Annotated in this window: 9 protein-coding genes; 3 read left to right on the top strand and 6 right to left on the bottom strand. The window is 69.8% G+C overall.

The features are described 5' to 3' along the window. Window positions 1–24 precede the first annotated feature (24 nt). Window positions 25–3,288, bottom strand: a complete 3,264-nt coding sequence (locus tag ACZ6MZ_RS13495) for a discoidin domain-containing protein (RefSeq protein WP_469351749.1) — start codon at window positions 3,286–3,288, stop codon at window positions 25–27. Between the two features lie 142 nt (window positions 3,289–3,430). After that, window positions 3,431–4,279, bottom strand: coding sequence for a FadR/GntR family transcriptional regulator (locus tag ACZ6MZ_RS13490; protein ID WP_384190903.1), 849 nt, complete (start codon window positions 4,277–4,279; stop codon window positions 3,431–3,433). Window positions 4,280–4,647: 368 nt separating this feature from the next. On the opposite strand from ACZ6MZ_RS13490, the gene ACZ6MZ_RS13485 reads away from it, so the two are divergent. The 3 genes from ACZ6MZ_RS13485 (at window position 4,648) to ACZ6MZ_RS13475 (ending at window position 6,889) form a co-directional block, all read left to right on the top strand. Beyond that, entirely contained in the window at window positions 4,648–4,971 is a 324-nt protein-coding gene (locus ACZ6MZ_RS13485) for an L-rhamnose mutarotase (protein WP_384190899.1), read from the top strand. Between the two features lie 113 nt (window positions 4,972–5,084). Beyond that, window positions 5,085–5,918 (top strand): amidohydrolase family protein, encoded by an 834-nt coding sequence (locus ACZ6MZ_RS13480; protein ID WP_469351747.1) that lies wholly within the window; start codon window positions 5,085–5,087, stop codon window positions 5,916–5,918. Next, window positions 5,915–6,889, top strand: a complete 975-nt coding sequence (locus tag ACZ6MZ_RS13475; RefSeq protein WP_469351746.1) for an aldo/keto reductase — start codon at window positions 5,915–5,917, stop codon at window positions 6,887–6,889. The genes ACZ6MZ_RS13480 and ACZ6MZ_RS13475 overlap by 4 nt, the downstream gene beginning before the upstream one ends. Window positions 6,890–6,964: 75 nt before the next feature. On the opposite strand, the gene ACZ6MZ_RS13470 is transcribed toward ACZ6MZ_RS13475, so the two are convergent. The 4 genes from ACZ6MZ_RS13470 to ACZ6MZ_RS13455 form a co-directional block, all read right to left on the bottom strand. Then, complete coding sequence (locus ACZ6MZ_RS13470) at window positions 6,965–8,053, bottom strand: WD40/YVTN/BNR-like repeat-containing protein (protein WP_469351744.1); 1,089 nt, start codon at window positions 8,051–8,053, stop codon at window positions 6,965–6,967. 191 nt (window positions 8,054–8,244) lie between these two features. After that, a complete protein-coding gene (locus ACZ6MZ_RS13465) occupies window positions 8,245–9,375 on the bottom strand; it encodes an LLM class flavin-dependent oxidoreductase (protein ID WP_469351742.1) in 1,131 nt (376 codons plus the stop codon). Between the two features lie 14 nt (window positions 9,376–9,389). Next, window positions 9,390–10,460 carry an LLM class flavin-dependent oxidoreductase gene (locus ACZ6MZ_RS13460; protein WP_469351740.1) on the bottom strand — a complete coding sequence of 357 codons (1,071 nt, stop codon included), beginning with the start codon at window positions 10,458–10,460 and terminating at the stop codon, window positions 9,390–9,392. After that, window positions 10,457–11,842, bottom strand: coding sequence for an NtaA/DmoA family FMN-dependent monooxygenase (locus tag ACZ6MZ_RS13455; RefSeq protein ID WP_389790314.1), 1,386 nt, complete (start codon window positions 11,840–11,842; stop codon window positions 10,457–10,459). The genes ACZ6MZ_RS13460 and ACZ6MZ_RS13455 overlap by 4 nt, the downstream gene beginning before the upstream one ends. Window positions 11,843–11,856: the final 14 nt, after the last annotated feature.

Below are 11,856 nucleotides of genomic sequence, written 5' to 3'. Positions count from 1 at the left end.
GCCCGGTGAGGGGGACGCGTACGGTCAGAACTCGCCGTACGCCTGGATCTCGTAGATGGAGCCGCCGTTACCGCTGGATCCGGTGACGGTCAGCCGCAGGTAGCGGGCGGTGACGGGCTCGTCGGGGAGCGAGTAGCCGGCCGACGAGACGGTGTTCGTGGAGGTGTGGTCGTCGAGCGTTGACCAGGTCGTGCCGTCGGTCGAGTACTCCAGGCGGTACTTGTAGCCGCTGGACTTCTCGAACGTGGTCACCACGCCGGAGACGCTGGTGTCCTTGCCCAGGTCCACCTGGATCCAGGACGGATCGGGCAGGCCGAGTCCCTGCGCCCAGCGGGTGGTCAGGTCACCGTCCACCGCCTTCTCGGGGAAGTTCTGCTCCGAGTCCGACGACGCGGTGACCGCCTTGTTCAGCGCCAGGTCGTTGTCGGCCGGAGTGGTGAAGGCGGCCGCCTCACTCGGCTCCGAGGTGTTCAGCACGGCGTCACGGGCCACGACGGTGAAGGAGTACTCCTTCTCCGGGGTCAGACCGGAGACCCGCAGGGTGGTGCCACCGGTGACGGCGATCCGCCGGCCGTCCTGGTGGACGACATAGCTGGTCACGCCGGTGTCATCGGTCGCGGCCGGCCAGCTGAGGTCCACCACGCTGGGCAGCAGCGGCGTGACGTCGGGCTGTCCGGGGGCCGCGGGGGCCGTGTGGTCCGAGCTGGGGGCGGCGGCCTCGCCGTACACCTGGAAGTCGAAGATGCTTCCGCCGTTGCCGCTGGAGCCGGTGACGGTCAGCCGTACGAAGCGGCCGGTGACCGGCTCGTCGGTGTGCGAGTAGTCGGTCATCGCCGTGGTGTTCGCGGACGTGTGGTCCGCCAGCGTCTTCCAGTTGACCTCGTCCGGCGAGACCTCGATGCGGTACGTGTAGCCGCTGCTCTTCTCGAAGGTGGTGATCGCGCCGTTCACGTCGTACTGGGCGCCGAGGTCCACCTGGATCCAGGACGGGTCGGGCAGGCCGAGACCCTGGGCCCAGCGGGTGGACAGGTCGCCGTCCACCGCCTTCTCGGGGAAGTTCTGCTCCGAGTCCGACGAAGCGGTGACCGGCTGCTTCAGCGCCAGGTCGCTGCCGGAGGGCAGGGTGACCTTCCGTTCCGTGCTCGGCGCGGACTCGTTGCCGGCCGCGTCACGGGCGGTGATCCGGACGGTGTAGGTCTGGCCGGCGGTCAGGCCGGAGAGCCGCACCGAGGTCTTGCCGGTGGCGCTGACCAGCTTGCCGTCGCGGTAGACGGAGTAGCCCGTGACGCCCGTGTTGTCGGTGGACGCCGTCCAGCTGAGGTCCGCCACCGTCGGGAAGTCGGTGGTCGCGGCCGGGGTGCCGGGGGCGGTGGGCGCCTTGGTGTCGGTGACGACCGGGCCCGGGTCGAGGTGACGGTAGGCCGGCTGGAGACCGGCGTTGTTCACGATCGAGGCCGGGAGCTGGGCGCAGGAGTCGACGGTGACATTGCCGCTGATGTTGCTGTTCGTGCTGTTGAACTGGGTGGTGAAAGCGGGCTGGGTGGTGAAGTTGCCGGTGGCGTTGATGTCCATGCCGTGGTTCAACAACAGCCACTGGTACGCCACGTCACAGAAGGCGTTGCCCGTGTTCTGCCAGTAGCGGCTGCCCTCGTCGTGGTAGACGGCACCGTAGGCGTGCGTCGGAACGCCGTGGATGTAGTTGCCGGACACCGTGCCGCCGGGGTTGGCGCTGAGGGTGTAGACAGCGCCACCGTCGGCCTGCGACTTCATGATGTCGTAGATCTCGTTGCCGGTGACGACGTTGTCCCGGCTGGTCGTGGGGGTGTCCCAGACCGGTACGCCCAGGTTGTCGTCCGGGTAGTTGGTGTCGCCGCCCGCGTCGGTCAGGCCCCAGCCCCAGCCCACGGAGACACCGCTGTAGGGCAGGTCGTAGACCTTGTTGTGGGTGATCACCGTGTGGTCGGTGTAGCCGGCCAGGATGCCCAGCGAGCCGTTGTACTGGTCGGCGACCTTGGTGACGACGTTGTTGTCCACCATGGTGTCCTTGGTGATGTCCCGTGGGTTGTCGGGATGGGCGTCGATCACCTCGACGCCGCCGATCTGGATGCCGGTGGCGGCGATCTGACGGAAGACGTTGCCCGTGACGTCGGTGCCCTGGGTGCCGGTGTTCAGGTTCAGGCCGACCGCGCCGAGGCGGGTGAAGGTGTTGCCCTCGAAGCTGACGTCGTGGCCGTAGTTCACGTTGACGGCTCCGGGCGTCTTCTGCCACTCCAGCCGGGTGGAGTTGAAGTCGGGGTTGTCCTCGCCGACCATCCGGAAGCCCGCCTGGCCCTCGATGAGGCCGTCGGACGAACTCGGCGCGAGCCAGGTCGAGTAGGAGAAGGTGATGCCCTCGAAGGACACGTTGGTGACGGGCTTGGCCCTGGTGCCGTTCAGGTCGACCAGGTCCTGTACGACCGGCACCGTGACGGTCGCCGTCGACAGGTTCTGGCCGTCCTTGGGCAGGTAGTACACCTCGCCCGCGCCCTTGTCCACGTACCACTCACCGGGGGTGTCCAGCAGTTCGCGGGCGTTCTCCAGCCAGGTGGGGTTCTGGATCTCCTGGCCCTGCTGGAGGTTGGCGTTGTGCCAGCAGGGCTGTTCCATCGTCATCGTGTTGCCGGAGATCGACTCCACTCCGCAGCGCTGCAGTTTCCAGCCCCAGCTGCTGACGACCTCCAGGTCCTTGGGACTCTTGTAGGCGCTGATGCCGCTGTCGGTGAACGTGTAGCCGGTGGACGTCTTGCTGAAGCCGGACGGGTTTTTCGTGCTCCGCGCCCGGGTCTCCAGTTCGCCGTTCACGTACAGCTGGCGGGTGTCGAGGTCGCCCACCGTGGCCTTGTAGACCTTGCCCGTCGAGTCGGCCGGGGTCCAGCCGGTGATCCGCTTGCCTCCGCTGATCACGGGGTTCGCGCCGGGAGCGGCCTCGTAGATGACACGGGCGCCGTCCTTGCCCGAGTCCTGAGCGGTGAGGCTGAAGGTGCGGCTCAGCTGATACGTGCCGGACTTCAGCAGCACATGGACATCGCCGCTGACCTTCTTCTTGGCCTCACGCACATAGTCCCGCGCGTGTTCCAGCGTCTTGAACGGATGTGCGGCGGTGCCGGTTCCGGAGTCCTTGCCGGTCGGCGAGACATAGACGGTCAGGCCCGATGCCTTCGACGCGGAGGCATGGGCCGGCCCGGCGGCCAGGGGCGCCGCCGCCGCGGCCAGGGACAGGGCGGCGACGAATACTCTTCGGAGCGGCACGGGTATGTGTTTGCGAGCAGACGGTTCAGACACGGAAATCCAATCGCCTTGATGAAGTGACGTCGGGAACCCGGTCGTCCTCCGGGTTCCTCTGGCGTTGGGCGGCTCGCTCCGCGAGCCGTGGCGCCGGCGTGATGCCGGTTTACGAGGCGGACGTCTCCGGGGACAGTGGCTCGTCCGCGGCACCGGTGCCTCTCGACTGCCGCACTGGTGCCCTGGAGGCGCCGCGGTGGTCAAGGTTGAACAGCCGGTCGCGGATCTTTCGTTCGAACTGGCTCTGAGTGGTGGCGATGTGCGCGACCATCAGCTCCCCGGCGAGATCGGCCTCCCCCGCGGCGACCGCCTCAGCTATGGCGAGGTGCTGTCCCGCCGCCACTTCCAGCGACCCGGGCGCGTCGCCGTGGAAGAGCAGCACATCGGACTGTGACGCCAGGCGCCGCACGCTGGCGACGCTCGACCTCAGAAACACATTGTGTGCGGCGACACCCACCGCGTCATGGAACGCGGTGTCGGCCTTGGCGAAGCCGTACCCGTCGGCCGCCCTGGCCGCCACCAGTGATGTCTCGGCGCACTCCCGGATGGTCCTGACCTCGATCGGCGTGGCGAGGGAGGCGGCGCGGCGCGCTGTCTCCGACTCGATCACCGTCCGGTACTCCAGGAGCATCAGGACGTCTTCCATGCTCGTCGGCCGGAAGTGCGAGAGGTGGTCGTCCACCAGCCCGCCGGCCGAGTCGGCGACGAAGATTCCCGCGCCACGCCGCACACTCAGCCGGCCGATGGCGGCCAGGACCTTCACCGCCTCGCGGGTGACGTTGCGGGAGGCGCCCAGGATCTGAGCCAAGCCTTGTTCAGTGGGCAGCCGGTCCCCGGACCGCAGGTTCTGCTCGGCGATGTAGTTCAGCAGCTGCTCGGCGACCAGTTCGTAACCCGGCCGGTAGCGACCCGACGCTTCGTCATCTCCGTCGCCAGGGACCTGTGATGGAGCTGCCATGGCATAACCCCCCTCTTGTAAGTACTGATTAATCTGGTTCATCGGTGGGGGAAACTATGACATCCACGTTACGTGTTGAGAAGAGTCTGACGGAAACTTCGCCCACTCGCCCTTACGTACCCCTATTTAAGGCATCAAAAGGGACATCTGACACGGAACCATTGTGCGCAAGGGATCAGATCCTTAAGGTCCTACCTGGCGGATGAAGCAGATCCTTTTGCATGGAGCGCGCGGCCGAGCTGGGAAAGACCGCCAAGAGACCGGCACGGCACGACCGGCCCTACCTACGAGCAGGAGACATCGTGTCCGCAAAGTTTTGCCCGGCCGACGCACCGTGGGTGCGCCGACTGCGGGGGGAGGGCTGAGCCGTGCAGCGTTTTGCCGCAGTGATCCGTTTGCGGCCCGAGAAGGAGTCGGAGTACCGCGCACTGCACGCCGCCGCATGGCCGGGCGTGCTCGCGACCCTCAAGCGGGCCAATATCGGCAACTACTCCATCTTTCTGCGGGACGGCCTGCTGTTCAGCTACCTGGAGTACACCGGGACCGATTACACCGCCGACACCGCGGCGATTGCCGCCGACCCGGTCTCCGGCGAGTGGTGGGCGTTGACCGACCCGTGCCAGCAGCCGCTGGACAGCGTGGCCGAGGGGCAGTGGTGGGCCTCCGCCGAGGAGATCTTCCACCTCGACTGAGGGTGCGTGCCCTGCCCGCGTCCGCCGCCCACGGAGATGCGGGCCCGCGCCGCACGCGGCGACGGGCGGGGGCTCGCGTCCGAGAATCCGTCCACCGACCCGAAGGACCAAACGTGCGCATCGACGCTCATCACCATCTGTGGGACCTCGCAGTACGCGACCAGCCGTGGACGCGCGACCTTCCTTCCCTGCGCCGGAGCTTCACCGCCGCCGAACTGCGGCCGGCGCTCGACCGGAACACCATCGACGCGACCGTCGTCGTACAGGCCATCGCCGTGCCGGAGGAGACACCGGAACTGCTCGCCTTGGCGTCCGAGGACTCGCGCGTCCGAGCGGTCGTCGGCTGGACGAGCCTGATCGAACCGGCTGTCGCCGACCGTCTCGCGGAACTGCGCGAGCGGCCCGGGGGCTCCGCGCTCGTCGGCATCCGGCACGGCATCCAGGACGAGGCCGATCCGGACTGGACGGCGCGTCCCGAGGTCCGCAGGGGCATCGAGGCGGTCGGCGCCGCGGGTCTCGTATACGACCTGCTCGTCCGGCCCGACCAACTGCCCGCCGCCGTCCGGACCGTACGCGACCTGCCGGATGTTCGCTTTGTCCTGGACCACGCCGGCAACCCCGTCGTCGGCACGGACAGCATGGAGCCGTGGACCTCGCTGCTGACCGATCTGGCCGACTGCCCCAACGTCGCCGTAAAACTCTCCGGCCTCGTCACCAGGACCGGGGCAGCTCCCGCCCGTACTCTGCGCCCCTACGTGGACGTACTGCTCGCGACGGTGGGCCCGGACCGCCTCATGTACGGCTCGGACTGGCCGGTCTGCCTGCTCGCGGCCGGCTATGACGACGTCCTGGCCGTCGCCGAGACGCTCACCGGCCATCTGAGCGCCGATGAGCGTGAGGCGGTCTTCGGCACGACGGCGGCGCGCTGGTACGGGATCGCCGCGTGACGGCCCGCAGGCTCGGCCGTACGAGTGTCCGCGTCAGTTCCCTGGGGTTCGGCGGCGCCCCCATCGGCAATCTCTACGCCCCGATCGACGACGACCGGGCGCGGGCCACGGTCGAGGCCGCCTGGGATGTCGGTGTGCGGTACTACGACACCGCCCCGCACTACGGGCTCGGACTGTCCGAACGACGGCTCGGCGCGGCGCTCGCCCACCGGCCACGGGCGGACTTCACCGTCTCGACCAAGGTCGGCCGTCTGCTGGAACCCCACCCCGCTCCCACCGGATCCGACCTGGCCGCAGGGGGCTTCGCCGTACCGGACACACTGATCCGCCGCCCCGACTACTCGCGTGACGGCGTCCTGCGCAGCCTTCAGGGCAGCCTGACCCGCCTGGGCCTGGACCGGGTGGACATCGTCTACGTCCATGACCCCGACGACCATCTGGACGCTGCCCTCGACCAGGCACTGCCTGCCCTGACAGACCTGCGCGACCAAGGCGTCATCGGCGCTGTGGGCGTCGGTATGAACACCGTCGCCCCGCTGCTGCGGGTCGTCGCCGAAGCGGACGTGGACACCGTGATGGTGGCCGGCCGCTGGACTTTGATCGACCGCACCGCTCGCCCCCTGCTGGAGGAGTGCGCGAAGCGAGGTGTCTCGGTGGTCGCCGCAGCGCCTTTCAACTCCGGTCTGCTCAGCCGGCCCCGCCCACCCGATGACGCTTCCTTCGACTACGGTCCCGCCTCCGACGCGTTGCTGCGCCGTGCCCGGCGCCTTGCCGACGTCTGCGCCCGGCACGGCACCGTCCTTCCCCACGCCGCCGTCCGCTTCCCGCTGCGCGACCCCACCGTGGCCGGCGTGGTCGCGGGCTTCCGTTCGGCGCACGAGGTCATGTCCGCCGCCCGCTGGGCCGCCAGCGACCTGACCGACGCCACATGGTCGGACCTCGACGCGGCAGCCGAGGACGGGCCCCGGTAGTACGGGGCGGCACCGTCACTCTGCGGATCGTGTTGCCGGCCCTCCACCGGTCAACCGGCCGCCGCCGCACGGTGTTTACGCGCCGAGGGTGGCCGCCCGGACGCAGAGCACATCCGGCAGATGCGAGGCGAGCTGCTGCCAGCTGTCCCCGTCGTCCGCGCTCGCGAACACCTCGCCGTTGCGATTTCCGAAGTACACCCCCGCCGGATCGGCGTCGTCCGTGCACATCGCGTCGCGCAGCACCGTGCCGAAGTGATCACCCTCGGGCAGCCCGGCCGACAACGGCTCCCAGCTGCCGCCCGCGTCCTGGGTGCGGTAGACCCGGCACCGCCGCCCGGCGGGGACACGGTCCGCGTCGGCGTTGATCGGGAAGACATAGGCCACATCGGCGCGGTGCGGATGCGCGGCGACCGTGAAGCCGAAGTCGGACGGCAGACCGGCGCCGATGTCGGTCCACCGGCCGCCCGCGTCGTCGCTGCGGAACACGCCCCAGTGGTTCTGCAGATACAGCCGGTCCAGATCGCCCGCGTCCTGCGCGATCTTGTGGACGCACTGGCCGAACTCCGGATGCGGGTCGGGCAGGAAGACCGCCGACACGCCTTGGTTGGACGGCGCCCAGCTCTGGCCGCCGTCCCGGGAGCGGAACACCCCCGCCGTGGAGACCGCGACGGTCACCGCCGCCGGATCCCGGTGGTCCGTCACCACCGTGTGCACGGCCTCACCGCCGCCGCCCGGCACCCACCGCGAGCGGGTGGGGTGTTCCCACAACGGCCGGACCAGCTCGAAGGTCTCGCCGCCGTCGTCGGAGCGGAACAGAGCGGCCGGCTCGGTGCCCGCGTACACCGTGTGGGGCGTCGCGGGGCCGGCCGGATGCAGCTGCCAGACCCGCTCCAGGGACGCGCCCGTGTCCTTGGGGAATTTCACCGCGGGTGCGCTCGGCTCGGTCCAGCTCACCCCGAGATCGTCGGAGTGGAACACGGACGGGCCCCAGTGCGCGCTGTCACCGCCGACCAGCAGCCGCGGGACGGCCCTGCGCGTGTCGATCCCGATCGAGTAGACCGCCTGTGCGTTGAAATGCGGGCCGTCGAACTCCCATCGGCCGCTGTGCCTGCGGCCGATGAAGAGCCCTTTGCGAGTACCTACGGTGAGCAATACGTCGGGCATGGCCGACACCTCCAGGACGCCGTTGTCGCAGATACGGGTCAGTCTGCACCCGCCCACTGACAGTGGCCCCTGAAGTGAACGTCCGCCCAGGTCAGACGGCATTTCGCCGGGCGTGGCCGGCCCACCGCCGCAGCGGCTGTGCACACCTCAGCGACCCCCGGCGCGTGCGTCCGGCCGCGTCCGGATCGCGGTCACCGCCGACTCCACTCGTCGCTGAGCAGCTCGTAGGAGCGGACCCGGTCGGCGTGGTCGTGGGTGATGGTGGTGATGATCAGCTCGTCGGCGCCGGTGGCGTCGCGCAGCGTCTCCAGCTGGTCGGCGACCTGCCGGGGCGAGCCCACGAACTGGGTTTCGAGGCGGTCCTCGACCAGCGCGCGGTCCTCCTCCGTCCAGGCGTGGGCGCGGGCCTCGTCGGGGGAGGGGAACGGGATGGCGCCGTCGCCGCTGCGGATGCTGCGTACCCACAGGCCGTAGCCGGTGGCCAATTCGCGGGCCGTGGACTCGTCCTCGGCGACGACGACATCGGCGGAGACGCTGACGTACGGCCGCGCCAGCTCGGCGGAGGGTGTGAACGCCGCGCGGTAGGCCTCGGCGGCCTCCAGTACGGTGGCCGGGCTGACGTGGTAGTTGGCGGCGAACCGCAGCCCATTGGCGCCGGCGACCTCCGCGCTGATTCCGGCGCTGCTGCCCAGGATCCAGACCTCCAGCTCGGCTCCCTCACCGGGTACGACGTGTGCCTCGACGCCGTCGGCGGTGGCGTAGGTGCCCGCCAGCAGCGCGAGGACGTCGGCTATCTGCTCGTCGTAGGGCTGGGACTCGGCGCCCGGCTGCTGGAGCAGCTTCTTGTGCAGGACGAAACGCGGGTGGCGCAGCAGGTGCTCGAAGGAGAACCGGGCCGGGATCCTCAGCCCGCCCGGCGTCCGCCCGTCCACGACGGCCGCCGCGCCGACCAGGGCCGGCTGCCGGCCGGACGGCGCGGGCCGGCCGCCGGAGCGCCCCAGGCCGAGGTCGAACCGGCCGGGGTGGAGCGCGTCGAGCAGCCCGAACTCCTCGACCGTGGCCAGGGCGGTGCGGTGCCCTAGCTGCACCGCGCCGGCGCCGAGCCGGATGGTGGAGGTCGCGGCGGCGGTGAGGGCGAGGGCGACCGCCGGGGAGGTGCCGGCGACGCCGGGGTTGAGGTGGTGCTCGGCGAACCAGTAGCGGGCGTAACCGAGGCGCTCGGCCTGCTGGGCCAGGTCGATGCTGTTGCGCAGCGCCTGGCTCGCGGTGGACCCGGACGAGATCGGCACGAGGTCCAGAACAGCGAGGGGAGTGTTGGCCATGATGCTGCTCCTTGTCAGAGGGCCGTGGCGGGCGCGACCGGGCCCCAGGCGAACGGCGGGTCGGGGATCTCACGGCGCAGGGTCGGGGCGATGTCGGACTGGAACAGCTCAAGGCTGTCCCGGTGCCGGCTGTCGGTGAGGCCGTCGCCGTCCGCGTGCAGGTGCAGCACGCTGTGGCCGAACTGCTCGTGGTAGCGGTGCACCTTCTCGATCACCTGCTGCGGGCTGCCGATGAGGGCGGAGCTGCGCTCGACGAAGTCGTCCAGGGTGGGGAAGACCGGTTCGAGGCCGAGCTGCTTCTGAAAGGCCAGACGGCCTTCGAAGACCGGCCGGTAGGCGGCCAGAGCCTCCTGCGAGGTGCGGGCGGTGTAGAAACCGGCCGTTCCCGCGCCGACCGTGGCCAGGGCGGGGTCGTGGCCGTAGTACTCCCACTGCTGCCGGTAGTAGCGGATGAGCTCGGCATAGGGCTCGATCGGGTTGGTGACATTGGCGGAGAACAGCGGATCCCCGTAGCGGGCGGCCAGATCCACCGACTCCCGGCTGGTCGCGCTGCCGTGCCAGACCCGGATCGGCTGCTGGAACGGCCGGGGCCAGACCTCGGCCTCCTTCAGCTCCGGGCGGAAGCGGCTCGCGTACGTCACCTTGTCCTGCCGCCAGATCCGGCGGAACAGCTCGTACGACTCGGCGTTGCGGTCCCACTGGTCCTCGGCGGTGACGTGGAACAGCTCGCGCTGGGCCGTGCCGTTGCCCTTGCCGATGATCAGATCGAGTCGGCCGTTGGAGAGGTGGTCGAGGGTCGCGTAGTCCTCGTACGCCCGCACCGGGTCGAGCAGGCTCAGCGTCGTCACGGCGGTGAACAGCCGGATCCGCCGGGTGAGGGCGGCGAGGTGGCTGAGCACCACCGTCGGCGAGGACGAGATGAACGGCCGTTCGTGGCGCTCGCCGACGCCGAAGCCGTCGAAGCCCAGCTCCTCGGCGAGCAGCGCGTTGTCGATCACCTCACGGAAGCGGTCCTGGGTGGACTTGCGCACGCCGGTCACCGGGTCCGGGGCGTGCACGATCAGGGTGATGGCCAGGAACTTCACGACGCGGCCCGCTCGGCGGCCGCGTCGGCGTCGGGATGGGCCAGGCCGAGGTGGTCGCGCAGGGTGGCGCCCTCGTACTCCGTACGGAACACGCCGCGCTCCTGGAGGAGCGGGACGACGGTGTCGGCGAAGACGTCGAGCCCGCCGGGCGTGATGTGGGGGACGAGGATGAAGCCGTCGGCGGCGTCGGCCTGCACGAATGAGTTGATGGTCTCGGCGACGGTGGCCGGGGAGCCGACGAAGGCCTGGCGGCTCCCGGTCTCGATGACCAGGTCCCGGATCGACCACTTGTTCGCGGCCGCGAGCTCCCGCCACTCGCGGGCGGTGGCCAGCGGGTCGCGGTACATCCGTACCTGGGCGCGGCCGCGGGCGATGGTGTGCTCGCCGAGGTCGGGGTCGATGTCGGGGAGCGGTCCTTCCGGGTCGTAGCCGGACAGGTCGCGGTTCCAGACGAATTCCAGGTGCTTGATGGCGGTGGCGCCGCTGACCTGCTGGCGGCGCACCTCGCGGGCCAGCTCCTGCGCCTCGGTGTCCGTGTCGCCGAGGACGAAGGTCGCGGCGGGCAGGATCAGCAGCTGGTCGTGGGTGCGTCCATGACGGGCGAGGCGGCCCTTGACGTCCGTGTAGAACGCCTGGCCTTCCTTGAGGGTGCTGTAGCGGCTGAAGATCGCGTCCGCGCTCGACGCCGCGAACTCGCGGCCTTCCTCGGAGTCGCCGGCCTGGAAGATCACCGGGCGGCCCTGGGGGCTGCGCGGGACGTTGAACTGTCCGGCGATGTCGAAGTGCCGGCCCTGGTGCACGAAGGCCCCGGCCCGTGCGTCCCGCAGGAAGGTGCCCGACTCCTTGTCGGCGGCTATCTCGTCGCCCTGCCAGGAGTCGAACAACTCGGTGGTGGTGCTCAGGAACTCCTTCGCCCGCGAGTAGCGCTCGTTCTGCGGCAGGAAGCCGCCGCGGCGGAAGTTCTCGCCGGTGAAGGCGTCCCACGAGGTGACGACGTTCCAGGCGGCGCGGCCGTCCGACAGATGGTCGAGGCTGGCGAACTGGCGGGCCACCTCGTAGGGCTCGTTGAAGGTCGAGTTGATCGTGCCGGTCAGGCCGAGGCGTTCGGTGACGGCGGCGAGCGCGGTCAGGACGGTGAAGGTGTCGGGCCGCCCGACGACGTCCAAGTCGTAGATCCGGCCGCCCTGTTCTCGCAGCCGCAGGCCCTCGGCGAGAAAGAGAAAGTCGAACTTGGCGCGCTCGGCGGTCTGCGCGAAGTGTACGAACGAGCTGAACTCGACGTGGCTGCCCGCCTTCGGGTCGCTCCATACCGTGGTGTTGTTGACGCCGGGGAAATGCGCGGCGAGGTGGATCTGCTTCAGTGGCGTGGCGGACTTGCTCATACTCGTACGGTCCT

This window comes from Streptomyces sp. NPDC042201 (assembly GCF_055582185.1).
The sequence above is the reverse complement of the archived record's forward strand: the minus strand, read 5'-3'. Positions and strand labels throughout refer to the sequence as shown.